Origin of the sequence: Enterobacter sp. SECR19-1250 (assembly GCF_013391025.1) — a bacterium.
Lineage (GTDB): Bacteria > Pseudomonadota > Gammaproteobacteria > Enterobacterales > Enterobacteriaceae > Enterobacter > Enterobacter cloacae.
Window position 1 is genome coordinate 19,946 of the sequence record NZ_JACASJ010000016.1, and the last position, 16,043, is coordinate 35,988.

17 protein-coding genes are annotated in these 16,043 nt (G+C 54.4%); 1 reads left to right on the top strand and 16 read right to left on the bottom strand.

Features of this window, described 5'->3' with window-relative positions:
* Nucleotides 1-80: 80 nt before the first annotated feature.
* The 6 genes from ycfP to hinT are packed head-to-tail and all read right to left on the bottom strand — an operon-like array spanning nt 81 to nt 3,893.
* On the bottom strand, nt 81-623 hold the full coding sequence (gene ycfP, locus HX884_RS06495) for an alpha/beta hydrolase YcfP (RefSeq protein WP_013097106.1): 543 nt from the start codon (nt 621-623) through the stop codon (nt 81-83).
* 34 nt (nt 624-657) lie between these two features.
* Nucleotides 658-1,683, bottom strand: coding sequence for a beta-N-acetylhexosaminidase (gene nagZ / locus HX884_RS06500; protein ID WP_038979819.1), 1,026 nt, complete (start codon nt 1,681-1,683; stop codon nt 658-660).
* Between the two features lie 11 nt (nt 1,684-1,694).
* Nucleotides 1,695-2,519, bottom strand: coding sequence for a thiamine kinase (thiK, locus tag HX884_RS06505; protein WP_040019516.1), 825 nt, complete (start codon nt 2,517-2,519; stop codon nt 1,695-1,697).
* Nucleotides 2,500-3,147 (bottom strand): penicillin-binding protein activator LpoB, encoded by a 648-nt coding sequence (lpoB, locus tag HX884_RS06510; RefSeq protein ID WP_013097109.1) that lies wholly within the window; start codon nt 3,145-3,147, stop codon nt 2,500-2,502. Before lpoB ends, thiK begins: the two co-directional genes overlap by 20 nt.
* 10 nt (nt 3,148-3,157) lie before the next feature.
* Nucleotides 3,158-3,532 carry a YcfL family protein gene (locus HX884_RS06515; RefSeq protein ID WP_023621894.1) on the bottom strand — a complete coding sequence of 125 codons (375 nt, stop codon included), beginning with the start codon at nt 3,530-3,532 and terminating at the stop codon, nt 3,158-3,160.
* Nucleotide 3,533: 1 nt separating this feature from the next.
* Complete coding sequence (gene hinT, locus HX884_RS06520; RefSeq protein ID WP_013097111.1) at nt 3,534-3,893, bottom strand: purine nucleoside phosphoramidase; 360 nt, start codon at nt 3,891-3,893, stop codon at nt 3,534-3,536.
* 351 nt (nt 3,894-4,244) lie between these two features.
* On the opposite strand from hinT, the gene fhuE reads away from it, so the two are divergent.
* Complete coding sequence (fhuE, locus tag HX884_RS06525; RefSeq protein ID WP_178327873.1) at nt 4,245-6,434, top strand: ferric-rhodotorulic acid/ferric-coprogen receptor FhuE; 2,190 nt, start codon at nt 4,245-4,247, stop codon at nt 6,432-6,434.
* An 84-nt stretch (nt 6,435-6,518) separates the two neighbouring features.
* Here fhuE and ptsG read toward each other — a convergent pair whose 3' ends face one another.
* From ptsG to fabD, 10 genes are all read right to left on the bottom strand, one after another.
* Nucleotides 6,519-7,952 (bottom strand): PTS glucose transporter subunit IIBC, encoded by a 1,434-nt coding sequence (ptsG, locus tag HX884_RS06530; RefSeq protein ID WP_013097113.1) that lies wholly within the window; start codon nt 7,950-7,952, stop codon nt 6,519-6,521.
* Between the two features lie 297 nt (nt 7,953-8,249).
* A complete protein-coding gene (locus tag HX884_RS06535; protein ID WP_020689599.1) occupies nt 8,250-9,044 on the bottom strand; it encodes a metal-dependent hydrolase in 795 nt (264 codons plus the stop codon).
* A gap of 10 nt (nt 9,045-9,054) precedes the next feature.
* Entirely contained in the window at nt 9,055-10,059 is a 1,005-nt protein-coding gene (gene holB / locus HX884_RS06540) for a DNA polymerase III subunit delta' (RefSeq protein WP_178327874.1), read from the bottom strand.
* Nucleotides 10,056-10,697, bottom strand: a complete 642-nt coding sequence (tmk, locus tag HX884_RS06545; protein ID WP_178327875.1) for a dTMP kinase — start codon at nt 10,695-10,697, stop codon at nt 10,056-10,058. The genes holB and tmk overlap by 4 nt, the downstream gene beginning before the upstream one ends.
* On the bottom strand, nt 10,687-11,709 hold the full coding sequence (gene yceG, locus HX884_RS06550) for a cell division protein YceG (RefSeq protein ID WP_023621898.1): 1,023 nt from the start codon (nt 11,707-11,709) through the stop codon (nt 10,687-10,689). Before yceG ends, tmk begins: the two co-directional genes overlap by 11 nt.
* 2 nt (nt 11,710-11,711) lie before the next feature.
* Nucleotides 11,712-12,521: an aminodeoxychorismate lyase gene (gene pabC, locus HX884_RS06555; RefSeq protein ID WP_178327876.1), complete on the bottom strand. Its 810-nt coding sequence runs from the start codon at nt 12,519-12,521 to the stop codon at nt 11,712-11,714.
* Between the two features lie 121 nt (nt 12,522-12,642).
* Entirely contained in the window at nt 12,643-13,884 is a 1,242-nt protein-coding gene (fabF, locus tag HX884_RS06560) for a beta-ketoacyl-ACP synthase II (protein WP_028028098.1), read from the bottom strand.
* Between the two features lie 91 nt (nt 13,885-13,975).
* Entirely contained in the window at nt 13,976-14,212 is a 237-nt protein-coding gene (gene acpP, locus HX884_RS06565; protein WP_003857954.1) for an acyl carrier protein, read from the bottom strand.
* Between the two features lie 154 nt (nt 14,213-14,366).
* A complete protein-coding gene (gene fabG / locus HX884_RS06570; protein WP_013097120.1) occupies nt 14,367-15,101 on the bottom strand; it encodes a 3-oxoacyl-ACP reductase FabG in 735 nt (244 codons plus the stop codon).
* A gap of 12 nt (nt 15,102-15,113) precedes the next feature.
* Nucleotides 15,114-16,043, bottom strand: coding sequence for an ACP S-malonyltransferase (fabD, locus tag HX884_RS06575; protein WP_014831447.1), 930 nt, complete (start codon nt 16,041-16,043; stop codon nt 15,114-15,116).

Genomic DNA, 16,043 nt, shown 5'->3' on the forward strand with positions numbered 1-16,043 from the left:
GCTTAAAAGTAGACAATTCTGCAGAAAAAGAAAGCCCGGCACGCTTTCGCGGCCGGGCCTGGGAGATCTTATGCAGTATCTTAGCCCAGTGTTTTGAAGGCTTTGATGCGCTGCAGATGCGGGGAGATATTCTTGAACTTGTGGGTCTGTTCTTCGTCCCAGACAATTTCATAGTAGTGATGCAACAGCTCAGCCGCACGGTGGCTGTTGAGCGCCTCATCATTACGCGAAAGGATCACCAGACAGCGGTCGCGGTTCTTTTCACGGAAATTGCTGACGCACTTGGTGGCAATATCGACATACTCTTCTGGGCGGTCAATCTTGCCTTCCATGTTCTCGTTCGGGAACAGGTTAGGATTGAATACCACCTGGCGAATATCGCACAGGAACCCAATCCGCTCCGCCCAGTAGCCACCCAGCCCCACGCCGCAAATCAGCGGGCGATCGTCGATGTTGAGCTGCAGCATCTTGTCCACTTCTTTGAGCAGATGCTGCATGTCATGTTTCGGATGGCGCGTGCTGTAGCTGATCAGCCGTACATCCGGATCGATAAACTGCAGTTGCAGTACCTTCTCATGATTACCAGGACTGTTTGAGTCAAAACCGTGTAAATAGATGATCATCGTCTTCTCACCACGCTACGCCTTCCGGGAGGATTTACAGGCTGGCTTTATGTGCCTGCCAGCGCTCATTCAGTGCTTCAAGCCGGGCGTTAACCGCTTTCCAGCGTGCCGAATCCATCAGCTCCTGACGGCTAAATGAACCTTTATGATACAAATGTGTAACACGCTCTGCATTGATCGGCGACAGGTTATCCAGCACGCTGACTGCGCCTTTACGATTATTGCAGACGAGGATCATATCGCAACCTGCGTCGAGCGACGCCTGCCCACGCTCCGCGTAGCTGCCCATGATCGCCGCCCCTTCCATCGACAAATCGTCGGAGAAGATCACGCCGTTGAAACCGAGCTCCTGACGCAGCACGTTTTTTAACCAGTGCGGAGAACCGCTCGCCGGGCGCGGGTCGACGTCACTGTAAATCACATGCGCAGGCATAATGGCATCCAGCTTGTTATCGCTAATCAGCGAGCGGAACACCGACATATCTTTGGCACGAATTTCCGCCTCCGGGCGCGGATCACGCGGAGTCTCTTTATGCGAATCCGCCGTCACGGCGCCGTGCCCCGGGAAGTGTTTACCGGTGGTTTTCATTCCTGCATCGTGCATGCCGTCGATAAAGCGGGTGGCCATCTCCAGCGCAATACGGGGATCGCTATGGTAAGAGCGCTCGCCAATTGCCGCACTGATATGCCCTACGTCCAGCACCGGGGCAAAACTGATATCGATATCCATGGCAATCATCTCGCTGGCCATCAGCCAGCCGGCCTCCTGGGCCAGATTTCCGCCCTCTTCGGTGCCGAGCAGCGCCGCGAAAGACTGGGCCGCGGGCAGACGGGTGAAGCCCTCACGGAAACGCTGCACGCGCCCGCCTTCCTGATCGACGGCCACGACCAGATGATTACGCGACGCCGCGCGGATCTGGCGAACCAGCTCACGCAACTGCGCCGGATCGTGATAGTTGCGGGTAAACAGGATGAGCCCCCCCACCAGCGGGTGCGCCAGAATTTCACGCTCCTCCGCATCCAGTTCAAACCCTTCTACATCCAACATGACTGGACCCACAGCAACCTCTCTTATCCTTTAATGTGTAACTGGCGCCAGGCATCATCTGCCAGCGCCATAAATTGTTTCTCGCCGGACTGCTGAAAACGCATTTCAAACCAGCCCGCCATCAGCATGACGACCCAGGGTCGCCAGCGTCTGACCTGACGCGCCAGCTGTCCCGCGTCCAGATGCGCAATGCGGGCGTAATCGCCGATCAGTCTTTGGCGCGCTGTATCATCTTCCACCCAGACGGCCGCCAGCTCCAGTGCCACATCCCCATCGCCGGCATACTCCCAGTCGATAAGCCTGATGCCGGTGGACGTATGTACAATATTTCCGGCATGAACATCCATGTGCAATGGCGACAGCCGAAGCGGCTGAGGCTCTCCCGCAGTGCGTAACCGTTTAAGCTGCGCAAGCCACCGTGGGGTACGTCTGTCCGGTGAGGCTCGCTGCCAGTATTGTTCCAGCAAAGGGAGCAGCGTGACTCGCCACCCCAGACACGGCTGATGGTGCAACTGACAGAGCGTCGTCGCAAGCGTTGCGCTGTCGGGCAGCGTATGCCGGATCTCCCCTGCCAGATACTCTACCGCCATCCAGCCCTGTCTGAAAAAGCGCGGGGCTGGCACGAGATCCGCCGGTAGACGCTTCAGGGCACGAAACTGACGGCGAAAATGGGAAACGGGGGCTAAGGGATCGTGGTGATGACGCAACACCAGACGCTGCTCGCCCTGTTCCAGAATGCAACTCGCGCCGCCAAGCCCGGAGTGGGCCTGCGGCGCGATAAGACGATACTGCGGAAAATAACGCGTGAGGATCGCTTCACGCGTGCAGTCAGAGTTGCGTAACCGCACCTTTACCTGACCAGATAATCTCGCCTGTCTGGACCAGCATCAGCTGCATCTGCAGGGCTGGCGTATTCACGTTACCGGTGGCATTAGAGTACAGCACATACTGCGCACCAACGTTACGGGCAATCCCCATCGCCTTACTGCGCGTACCGAGGCTGTCCTGTGGCGACAGACCAAGCTGCTGTTTGGCTACTGCCAGCTGCTGTGCGGAAACCAGCGTAAACTTGCCGTTATTGGCCAGTGCATTGCGCAGGGTTTCTGTCGCTTCCCCGGCATTGAGTGAACCGTTAGTCCGGTTATTTACGCTATCCACCAGCAGTACGCTGCCTGCCGTTACGCCCTGCGCCTGCAGCATTTTGCCCACCATCGGTTGCATCGCACCGTTCCAGTCATAATGACGCACGCGCGGCGTTGGCTGGGAGGTCTGGTCCGGATGTTCAATCGGGCCAGGCTGCGACGGGATCGTCGGTACAGACGGCACGGTTGGCTGCGGTTGCGTTGGCTGTGTCGGCTGCTCCGTACCCGGTTTTGCCTCGTCCACCGGCGCAGGCTGTTCGGTTCGCGTCACACATCCTGCAAGGAACAGTGCAAAAGCTGTCACGAGCGCATAACGGCTCATATTTTTAATCAAGGTTCACCTCTTACAGATAAAGATAAAGTCTCACCTTATGCGCACCCAGATAGTTGGCGCTACCATAGAGCGTTACCGACGATCCTGCCGGAATGGTCACGCTGCGCGGCGCTTCCAGCGGGTGCATTTCAAGACCCCGTACGTCATACCAGAAGAAACGGTAGTGCACCGTCACCGGTTCGTGTCTTTCGTTAAAGAGCGTAGAGGACGCAGAAGATTTAATTTCACTGATGGTCAACGTAGGTTGTTCTGCGGTGATGCCCGCGGCAAGTACCGAGGACTCCATCACCAGCGTCTGTTCATCACTGACGGGAATGGCCGGGCGCGTGCTGCACCCCACCATTACCAATGTCATTGCCAGCGCTGCAATACGCCCTTTTAACATGTCAAAGACCTTTATGTGACAGCATCGGTCCCAGAGGACGCCCACCCAGAAGATGCATATGAATATGATAAACTTCCTGACCACCATGGCGATTACAATTCATGATCAAACGGTAACCGTCTTCAGCAATCCCCTCCTGCTCGGCGATTTTCGCGGCTACCGTCAGCATACGGCCTAACGCCACTTCATGCTCGGCTTTTACGTCATTGACGGTGGGAATCAGAATATTTGGAATGATAAGGATATGAGTCGGAGCCTGAGGAGAAATATCTCTGAAAGCCGTCACCAGCTCATCCTGATAAACGATATCCGAAGGGATTTCGCGGCGGATAATTTTACTGAAAATGGTTTCTTCAGCCATGACCTGTTCCTTTGTAGTTTAATCTGGCGTGGTGCGTCCGCTATCAACACAATCTCTGCATGAGTGTGTGGCACAATGGAAGAGTATGAGCGACTTTCTCCTGTCCTTTCAACCTTCTCCCCGGATTTCTTTCCTGAAAGCGTTTCAGCTGACTGAAGAGTAACCGCTCCCGACGCTTCACCACCTGAAACATAATTTCATTTCCTTTTGACACATCTGTTTACAGTACTAATCACAATGCGTATATTTCGCATTTGCATTTTCATGCGCATTTTTAACATAGAAAACGACGTCAGCCCGTTCTCACGGGACTGTAGCACTCACCTTTCACCATTCAGTAAGGGTTTGATGATGTCTTTCATTTATCACACCAGGGATGGGCAACCGCAGCCAGCCGCCACGCCTTCGTTGCTGGCTGCCTGTATTGCTATGGCATTGATGCCAGCCGTCAGTTTCGCCGCCTCAGCGACCGAAGATACCGTGGTTGTCGAGGGCGGTTTTGATAACGCACAGGACCAGTCCAGCAGTCAGGATACGGACTACAGCGTTAAGACCACCACCACGGGGACGAAACTGTTACTGGTTCCCCGCGATATTCCGCAGTCCGTCAGCGTCATTAGCCAGCAGCGTATGGCAGATCAGAATCTGCAATCCCTCGGTCAGGTGTTAACTAACACCACCGGCGTCACCGCGCAGGTACAGGACAGCGACCGGACGGTATTTTACTCGCGCGGCTTCTTTGTCAGTAACTATGCGTATGATGATCTGCCAACCTCCATCAGCGAAGTATGGAACTTTGGCGACACCGCCGCCGATACCGCCATTTACGATCGTATTGAAGTGGTACGCGGCGCAACCGGCCTGATGTCCGGCACGGGAAATCCCGCCGCCTACGTCAACATGGTACGTAAGCATGCAGACAGCAATGAATTTAAAGGCAATGTCTCCGCCAGTTACGGTAGCTGGGACAAACAACGCTACGTGCTGGATCTGCAGGCTCCGCTGGTAGAGTCGGGTAATGTGCGCGGTCGTCTTATTACGGGTTATCAGGACAACGACAGTTTTGTTGATAACTACCACTACCGCAAAAAGTTCCTCTATGGCGTGGTCGATGCGGACGTGACTGACAGCACCACCCTGTCTGTGGGCTATGAATATCAGGAAAGCGATACCGATAACCCAACCTGGGGCGGCCTGCCAACCTGGTACAGCGATGGCAGCAAAACCCATTACAACCGCAGCCAGACCGTTGCACCAGACTGGGCTTATTCAGATAAAGACAACACCCGTATTTTCGCCAACTTCACCCAACGCTTCGACAACGGCTGGGAAGCCCACATCAACGGCATGCATGCCGACACCAACTTCGACAGCAAACTGATGTATATGTCCGGCTACCCGGATAAAGAGACCGGTGCGGGTATGGTCGGATATGGCGGCTGGAACCGCGGTGAACGTAAGCAGGATGCGGTGGATGCCTTCCTGCGCGGCGGTTTCGATCTTTTCGGTCGCCAGCATGAGATGATGTTTGGCGGTAGCTTCAGCCGCCAGCGTAACCACTATGACAACACCATGCCGGACGCGCTGTACGGCATGGTTGACGTGGGTAACTTCAAAAACTGGAACGGGAATATCGCCGATCCGCAGTGGACCCCCTGGAAGCTTTACAGTCAGGATGATATCCGCCAGTCTTCGGCCTATACCTCAGCCCGCTTCTCGCTTGCCGATCCGCTATCTCTGATCCTCGGTGCGCGTTATACCCATTACAACATTCGCTATAACCCGGCGGGCTCCCCGGACACCCGCCTGGAAAGCAGTAAGGATGATGTAACGCCATATGCGGGCCTTGTTTATGATATCAATGAAGACTGGTCAACCTACGTCAGTTATACCTCCATCTTCCAGCCTCAGGACAAACGTGACGCCAGCGGCCGCTACCTGGACCCGACAACGGGGAAAAGCTATGAAGCCGGGGTGAAAGCAGACTGGTTTAGTACGCGCCTGACCACCTCGCTCGCCCTCTTCCGCATTGAGCAGGATAATGTGGCGAATAATACCTACACCTACATGCCCAGCGGCGAGTCAATTTATGAATCTCTGGATGGGGTCGTCAGTAAAGGGATCGAGTTCGAGCTAAACGGCGCCCTGACCGATAACTGGCAGCTGACCTTCGGCGCAACCCGCTACATTGCTGAAGACAAGCGCGGCAACGCGGTAAGTTCCGATCAGCCTCGTACCACAATGAAACTCTTTACCCGTTATCAACTGCCCATGCTACCTGCACTGGCAGTGGGCGGGGGGGTGAACTGGCAGAATAAAGTCTGGAACGATGTAGATGGCGGCCCGGCAGGCCGATCACGGGCAGAACAAGGCAGCTACGCGCTGGTTAACCTGTTCAGCCGGTATCAGGTGACTAAAGATTTTGCTGTCCAGGCTAACATCAACAACCTGTTCGACAAAGAGTATTACGCCTACGTCGGCTCTTATGTGGTATATGGCGCGCCGCTGAACGTCTCTGTAAGCGCGTGCTACGACTTCTGAGTGTTCAGCCGCTACCCGGCATAACAAAACTGCAGGCATAAAAAAGGCAGCCATTCGGCTGCCTTAGTCTCCCCAGGTCACAGCTTAGCTGTTGCGGATGTATTCATCCATTTCGGTTTTCAGGTTATCGGATTTGGTACCGAAGATTGCCTGAACACCAGAACCTGCAACAACCACACCCGCTGCGCCCAGTTTTTTCAGACCCGGCTGGTCTACTTTCGCAACATCGGCAACGCTCACACGCAGACGAGTGATACACGCGTCCAGGTTAGTGATGTTCTCTTTACCGCCGAATGCTGCAACCAGTGCCGGAGCCATTTCGCTGGTCGCGCCTGCTTTGCTGTCTTCTGTTGCATCTTCACGACCTGGCGTTTTCAGGTCCAGTGCTTTGATCAGCACGCGGAAGATGGTGTAGTAAACAACGGCGTAGCACGCACCCACGATTGGGAACAGCCACAGTTTGCTGCTGTTACCGGACAGAACGATGAAGTCGATCAGGCCGTGTGAGAAGGACGTACCGTCACGCATACCCAGCAGGATACAGATTGGGAACGCCAGACCCGCCAGAATCGCGTGGATAACGTACAGGATCGGCGCAACGAACATGAAGGAGAACTCGATCGGCTCGGTGATACCGGTCAGGAACGAGGTCAGCGCTGCGGAGATCATGATACCGCCCACTTTTGCACGGTTCTCTGGTTTAGCAGAGTGCCAGATTGCAATTGCCGCGGCTGGCAGACCATACATTTTGAACAGGAAGCCACCAGACAGTTTACCTGCAGTTGGGTCACCCGCCATGTAACGTGGGATATCACCGTGGAACACCTGACCTGCTGCGTTGGTGAATTCACCAATCTGCATCTGGAATGGAACGTTCCAGATGTGGTGCAGACCAAATGGCACCAGGCAACGCTCGATGAAGCCGTAGATACCAAACGCCACAACCGGGTTCTGATAAGCAGCCCACTGAGAGAAGGTCTGGATTGCTGTACCGATTGGTGGCCAGATGAAGGACAGGATCACACCCGTGAAAATCGCTGCCAGACCAGAGATGATCGGAACGAAACGCTTACCCGCGAAGAAGCCCAGATACTCAGGCAGCTTGATGCGATAGAAGCGGTTAAACATGTACGCTGCAATCGCACCGGAGATGATACCGCCCAGAACACCGGTATCCGCCAGGTGTTTCGCTGCGATCTCTTCAGCAGGTAAATGCAGAACCAGCGGTGCAACCACAGCCATGGTTTTCACCATGATGCCGTAGGCAACCACAGAAGCCAGCGCAGAAACGCCGTCGTTATTGGTGAAGCCCAGAGCAACACCGATAGCGAAGATCAGCGGCATGTTAGCAAAGACAGAACCGCCTGCTTCGGCCATTACGTGGGACACTACGGCTGGCAGCCAGCTGAAGTTTGCAGAACCGACACCCAGCAGGATACCTGCGATAGGCAGTACGGATACTGGCAGCATCAGCGATTTACCGACCTTTTGCAGGTTAGCAAATGCATTCTTAAACATAATTGAGAGTGCTCCTGAGTATTTGTGCTTTTTTTACGCTTTCACGCATTGGCCCGGGGGGAGTACCGTGCCGTGGACAGGACATCTAAGCGCCCTTTATTTATTACACAGAGTAAAATAATTCCCTCTGAGTTTGTTTGACGGCTATCACGTTTCAGCTTAAGACGGTCGAAAAACTTTCAGTTATTTACAAAAAGCATTTTTGGATGTGTCTAAAAACACCATCACCGCCCCAAATGAGGCGGTGAACTTTACTCGTTTTAACTATTAATTACGAGCCTAAAAAAAACAGGTGTATCAAACAGATTGCAGGCGGGCGGGGTCAATATGGAACAGTGTAGAGAAGTTTTCCGTCGTGACGCGGGCCAGCTCTTCGATACTGACGCCCTTCAGAACGGCCATGTATTCAGCCACGTCTCTCGTCATTGCTGGCTGGTTTTCTTTACCGCGATGCGGTACCGGAGCCAGATAAGGAGAGTCTGTTTCCACCAGAATACGATCGAGCGGAACATAACGCGCAGCATCGCGAAGCTGCTCAGCGTTACGGAACGTCACGATCCCGGAAAACGAGATATAAAACCCTAAATCAAGCAGTTTTCCCGCCGTTTCTCTGTCTTCTGTGAAACAGTGTAGTACGCCACCGCAATCCGTCACGTTTTCTTCCCTGAGGATCGCCAGGGTATCGGCGCGGGCATCGCGGGTATGAACGATAACCGGTTTGTTAAGCTCACGGCCAATGCGAATGTGATGGCGGAAGGACTCCTGCTGACGCGCCATGGTCTCCGGCGTGTAGTAATAGTCCAGCCCGGTTTCCCCCATCGCTACCACGCCCTCTTCGGCCGCCAGACGACGTAACTCCTCGACGTCGTATGCTTCATCCTGATTGAGCGGATGCACGCCACAGGAAAAGACAACATTAGGGCGAACGCCCACCAGCTCACGCATGGTGCGATAGCCCGGCAGCGTGGTAGCCACCGCAAGGCAAAATTTCACATCGCGGGCGGCGGCTTTAGCCAGCACGTCGTCCACGTCTTTATGCAGGGATTGATAATCCAGGCCATCGAGATGGCAGTGTGAGTCGACTAAAAACATAATGTCTCTCTCAGAGATGGGAAACAGGCGGAGTAACGCCTGGTTGCAGGTAATGTTCGATACGCAGTAACTGGTCGGTCAGTACAAGCTCGCGATTAAGACCGGTTACCGTTAAAAGTTGTTCGCGGCTCTGGCAAGTGTCGTGCAGGATCGCACGCAACGTGGCGCCTGGCAGACGATTCGCCAGCGTGTTTACCAGTAGCCAGACATCGGGATTGGTCAGCAGCGTGGCCCCCTGCTGGATCTTGAGGGCATCCAGAAGCAAGGCAGCCAGCCAGTGCAGACGCTCGGCAGCCTGATCGCTGTTAAGTGCAGGCAGTACGCTCAACCAGTCACCGCTCTCCAGCGCAGAGGCAACGGCGCGGCAAAGCGCTTCTCGTTGCGACCAGACGTCCGCCTGCAGCAGAGCCAGCGCCGCGGCAGGTGCGCCGCTGCTGAGGCGCAATGCGGACAACGCGCTATCCTGTGACGTTGTCACCTCACGCTCCAGCCAGCTCAGCGCCCACGATTCCTGGGGAGTCGCAAGGTGATGAAGCCGACACCGACTGCGTAACGTCGCCAGTAATCGACCCGGATCGCGGCATGACAGGAAGAACCACGTTTTTTCCGGTGGCTCCTCCAGCGTTTTAAGCAGCGCATTTGCCGCCGCCTCGGTAAGCAACGCCGCGTCTTTCAGCCAGACGACTTTTGCGCCACCCAGTCGTGCGTGCTCGTATAATTTTTCACTGACTTCACGCACGGCATCGATACCGAGCGCACTTTTGCCCTTCTCAGGCTCCAGCGTGTAATAGTCAGGATGTGTGCCCGCCTGCATCAGCTGGCAGCCGCGGCATTTACCGCAGCTTTTGTGACCTTCTGGCTGCTGGCACATCAGAAAACGGGTGATGGCGTAGATCAACGCATCTTCACCCATGCCCGGCAATGCCTGAATCAGTAACGCATGATGCCCCCGTCCGGCCTGATAGCTGGCGATCAGCTGTTCAAAGTGCGGGCGCAACCATGGGTACCATTTCATGCCTGTTGCTCCTGTAGCCAGTGTTTGACAGTTTCCTCAATGGAACGGGTCACCTCTTCCAGGGACTGCGTCGCATCAATGGTGCGAATGGAACTGTCCTGACTGGCGAGTTCAAGATAACGCGCGCGGGTGCGATTAAAGAAGTCGAGCGACTCTTGCTCAATGCGATCCAGCTCGCCGCGCGCGCGCGCGCGCTTCAGGCCCACTTCCGGCGTTACATCCAGATACAGCGTCAGATCGGGGCGGAAATCCCCTAATACTGCATCACGCAACGTTGCCAGCATTGTCTGGTCAATTCCGCGTCCCCCACCCTGATAAGCCTGAGTCGACAGATCGTGACGGTCGCCAATGACCCACTTGCTAGCGGCCAGAGCCGGTTTGATGACCGTCTCTACCAACTGCACGCGAGCGGCATAGAACATCAGCACTTCGGCTTTGTCAGTGATAACTTCATCGCCCACGGATTTGATATCCAGCACCAGGCTGCGCAGCTTTTCAGCCAGCTGCGTACCGCCGGGTTCACGGGTAAACACCATGTCCGCAACGCCGAGCGTTTTCAGCGTTTCGATTACCACGTTGCGGGCTGTGGTTTTACCGGCTCCTTCGAGTCCCTCAATGACAATGTATTTACTGCGCATTTTTTTCCTTAAGTGCCTTCAGATAATCCTGAACGGAGCGATTATGGCTGGCAAGGTTGGTGTTAAAGGTATGCCCCCCTTTTCCATCAGCCACAAAGTAGAGATACGGTGTTTTTGCCGGATGCGCGGCCGCCTTAAGCGAGGCTTCGCTCGGCGTGGCAATCGGGCCTGGCGGCAGGCCGCTAATAACGTAGGTATTATACGCCGTCGGCGTCTCCAGATCTTTTCGTGAAATCTTGCCGCTGTAGCTCTCACCCATTCCGTAGATCACGGTAGGGTCAGTTTGCAGGCGCATGCCAATGCGCAGTCGGTTGATAAAGACCGACGCCACCTGGTCGCGCTCTGAAGCCACCGCGGTCTCTTTCTCAATAATTGAGGCCATGGTGACAAACTGGTTTTGATCTTTATACGGCAGGCCATCGGCGCGCCCTTCCCACGCAGATTCCACCGCCGCGACCATTTTTTTGTGCGCACGCTTCAGGATCGCCACATCGGTTGTTCCGGCTGTATACATCCAGGTGTCCGGCCAGAACCAGCCTTCAACCCACTCGGGATGTTCAAATTCAAGTACCGCGGCAACCGTCTGGTAACTGTCATCTTTTAGCGTGTGTTTAATATACGGCGCATCACGCAGCTGTTTGAGGTAATCGCTAAGGCGCATCCCTTCAACAAACCGCAGCGGGAACTGTGCTTCTTTGCCGCTTTCCAGCAACTGCAGCATCTCTCTGACGGTCATCCCGGGCGTGAAACGATAGGTGCCAGCTTTAAAATGAGACAGCTCAGGTTCCACACGCAATAACCACTGGAACACGCGTGGACGATTAATGATTTTATCGCCATAAAGCTGTTCACCGAGCGCCAGTCGCCCGGTTCCCGCTTTCAGGGTAAAGATCGTTTCGTCCTTAATCAGGATCTTACTGTCCGCCAACTGGCGAACTTTCCACATTCCCGCGCCGCCAGCGATACCCAGCGCAACGATTAGAAGGAGGACAAAGCGCAACATTTTCTTCATGACTATCTGGTTTGCTCACATATCGGGGCTAAAAAAGAGAACAGCTCGCGCGATGGCAAGCAAATTTGACCATAAGCGCGGACAGGTATGACCGGCATCAGCGCGTTGCAAATAACGATTTCATCTGCTGCCTGCAACGCCTCTTCGCGTGCGTTAACTTCGACAACGTGAAAGTCAGAGCGTGCCAGCTGCTGCAAACAAAACTGACGCATAATACCGTTGACTCCCGCCTGTTCCAGCGAAGGCGTGAAAACAGTCTTGCCCTGCCGCCAGAATAAATTAGCCGCACAGCATTCCGTAATGAACCCTTCGCTGTCAAGAACCAGCGCTTCATCGGCTGTCGTCTGCTCAAGATGAGTACGGATTAGCACCTGCTCAAGACGATTGAGATGTTTTATCCCGGCAAGCATGGGGTTTCTTCCCAGACGTACCGGGCTGAGCGTCAGGGTAACGCCCTCTTCACGCCAGCGCGGATACTGGGCAGGATACGCAGAAGCCGACAGGATCCGGGTGGGATGTTGGCAACTGGCACCGCTATAACCCCGTCCACCGCTGCCGCGGCTGATAATGACCTTGAGTACCCCACTGGGCTTTCCGGACGCAAGCTGGCGCATTTCCTGGCGCAACGTGTCCCATTGCGTAAAGGGGATCAGTAACGTTTTGCAGGCCGTTTGCAGACGACGTATATGCGCATCCAGCAGACACACGTCGCCATCCGCAATGCGCGCCGTGGTAAAGCAGCCATCACCAAACTGAGTCGCCCTGTCGCTTGCAGGCAGAGATTCTTGCTCAAGGCCATTGATTAAAAACATGGTGGCTCCTTATGCGTGGGCGTTTAGTCTGGCAGGATGTCGTGCAGCCGACAAGAAGATTAGCCTGAATAAAAAAGGCCCGACAAGCGGACCTTTTTTCACAGCCATAGGGTACGCAGACTCAGATCTTTTTGAAGATCAGAGAACCGTTAGTACCGCCAAAGCCGAAGGAGTTACACAGGGTGTACTCCATTCCACTCACCTGGCGCGCTTCGTGAGGAACGAAGTCCAGATCGCAACCTTCATCCGGGTTATCCAGGTTGATGGTTGGCGGAACAGCCTGGTCGCGCAGCGCAAGAATAGAGTAAATAGACTCTACAGCCCCCGCCGCACCCAACAGGTGACCGGTCATGGATTTTGTGGAACTGACCAGTACGCGGCTGGCAGATTCACCGAAGATAGACTTAACAGCCTGAGCTTCTGCTTTATCGCCCGCAGGGGTAGAGGTACCGTGTGCGTTAACGTAGCCGATTTGCGCTGGGGTAATACCCGCATCGCGAATCGCGTTTTCCATGGCCAGCGCGGCGCCCGCACCATTTTCTGGCGGTGACGTCATGTGATAGGCATCGCTGCTCATACCAAAGCCAACGACTTCAGCATAAATTTTCGCGCCACGTTTTTTCGCATGTTCGTACTCTTCCAGAACGAGCATACCTGCACCATCGCCCAGCACGAAACCGTCACGGTCTTTGTCCCAAGGACGGCTTGCCGCCTGAGGATTATCGTTGCGGGTAGACAGCGCGCGCGCAGCACCAAAGCCACCCACGCCAAGCGGGGTACTGGCTTTTTCAGCACCGCCCGCCACCATAGCATCTGCATCGCCGTACGCAATCATACGCGCGGCCTGGCCGATGTTATGCACGCCAGAGGTACATGCGGTCGCGATAGAAATGCTTGGCCCACGCAGACCGAACATGATGGTCAGGTGACCCGCCACCATATTAACAATCGTAGACGGAACGAAGAACGGGCTGATTTTACGCGGTCCGCCATTCATGAGAGATGAATGGTTTTCCTCGATCAGACCAAGACCGCCAATCCCGGAGCCAATAGCGGCACCGATACGGGTTGCGTTCTCTTCCGTAATTTCAAGGCCAGAATCCTGCATGGCCTGAACGCCAGCGACAATTCCATATTGAATGAAGGCATCCATCTTGCGCTGTTCTTTGCGCGAGATGATCTCTTCACAGTTAAAATCCTTTACTAAGCCAGCAAATTTCGTTGCATAGGCGCTAGTATCGAAATGGTCGATTAGGCTGATGCCGCTCTGACCGGCAAGGAGAGCTTTCCAGGTGGACTCTACGGTATTGCCGACAGGAGACAACATGCCAAGTCCGGTCACAACTACACGACGCTTAGACACGTTTGTCCTCCAGGGAGGGATAAAAAAAGAGATTCGTGGGACTAAAAAAGATAAAACTCAGGCGGTCGAATGACCGCCTGGAGATGTTCACTTACGCCTGGTGGCCGTTGATGTAATCAATGGCAGCCTGAACGGTGGTGATCTTCTCAGCTTCTTCGTCCGGAATCTCAGTATCAAACTCTTCTTCCAGAGCCATTACCAGCTCAACGGTGTCAAGAGAATCTGCGCCCAGGTCTTCAACGAAGGAAGCGGAGTTCACAACTTCTTCCTGCTTAACGCCCAGCTGTTCGCCGATAATTTTCTTAACGCGTTCTTCGATAGTGCTCATACTCTTAAATTTCCTATCAAAACTCGCTTTCGCGATGGTTTTCGTAGTGTATAAAATGTTGAAAAATTTGCAACTAAATCCCGGCAGGTCTTACCACGATTTTACGTTATTTTGAGGCCAATCCCCCCAATAACGCAAATATTTTCGATCGTGATTAAACCATATACATCCCGCCGTTGACGTGGAGGGTTTCACCAGTGATGTAACCCGCTTCGTCAGAGGCTAAAAATGCAACCGCGCTGGCAATTTCTTTAGGGTCGCCTAAGCGGCCCGCAGGAACAGCTGCCAGCGTACCCGCACGCTGCTCATCAGTCAGCGCACGCGTCATGTCCGTTTCAATAAAGCCCGGAGCAACAACGTTTACAGTAATCCCGCGGGACGCGACTTCACGCGCCAGCGACTTACTGAAACCAATCAGACCTGCTTTCGCCGCAGCGTAGTTAGCCTGACCAGCATTTCCCATGGTACCAACCACAGAACCGACAGTGATAATACGACCATGACGCTTTTTCATCATAGCGCGCATTACCGCTTTTGACAGACGGAATACAGATGACAGGTTGGTTTCGATAATATCGTTCCACTCGTCGTCTTTCATTCGCATCAACAGGTTATCGCGAGTGATCCCGGCATTATTGACCAGAATATCCACTTCGCCAAACTCTGCGCGAATATTTTCCAGAACAGATTCGATAGATGCAGGTTCGGTCACATTCAGTACCAGACCTTTACCGTTCGCACCCAGATAGTCGCTGATGGCCTTCGCGCCATTCTCGCTGGTTGCTGTACCAATCACTTTCGCGCCGCGCGCGGCCAGTGTTTCAGCAATTGCACGCCCGATACCGCGGCTTGCGCCAGTGACCAGGGCAATTTTTCCTTCAAAACTCATGGTATTCCTCTTTTATTGCGAGAGTGCCGCTTCAATGGCTTCCGGCTCGTTAATCGCCGAGGCAGTCAGGGTGTCAACAATACGTTTTGTCAAACCAGTCAGGACTTTCCCTGGGCCGACTTCGTACAGGTGCTCAACGCCCTGAGAGGCCATAAACTCAACGGTTTTGGTCCACTGTACCGGGCTATAAAGCTGGCGAACCAGCGCGTCACGGATAGCCTCCGGCGTGGTTTCACATTTCACATCGACGTTGTTCACAACGGAAATCGTCGGTGCGTTAAAGGTAATTTTTTCCAGTTCAACCGCCAGCTTGTCAGCAGCAGGTTTCATCAGCGCACAGTGGGACGGAACACTCACTGGCAGCGGCAGCGCACGTTTCGCGCCCGCGGCTTTACAGGCTGCACCTGCACGTTCAACCGCTTCTTTATGACCCGCGATAACCACCTGGCCTGGCGAGTTGAAGTTAACCGGTGAAACCACCTGACCTTCTGCTGATTCTTCACACGCTTTTGCGATGGAAGCATCGTCGAGACCGATAATAGCAGACATGCCGCCCGTGCCTTCTGGCACCGCTTCCTGCATGAATTTACCACGCAGTTCTACCAGGCGTACCGCGTCAGCAAAGGCGATCACACCGGCACAGACCAGTGCAGAGTATTCACCCAGGCTATGGCCCGCGAGCAGGGCTGGCGCTTTACCGCCCTTCTGCTGCCAGACGCGCCACAGCGCAACGGATGCGGTCAGCAGTGCTGGCTGAGTCTGCCAAGTTTTGTTCAGCTCTTCGGCCGGACCTTGTTGGGTCAGCGCCCATAAATCATAACCCAGCGCATCGGAAGCTTCACGGAAAGTCTCTTCGATTACCGGATAGTTTGCTGCCATTTCAGACAACATCCCAACGGTTTGAGAGCCCTGCCCCGGAAACACAAAAGCAAATTGCGTCAT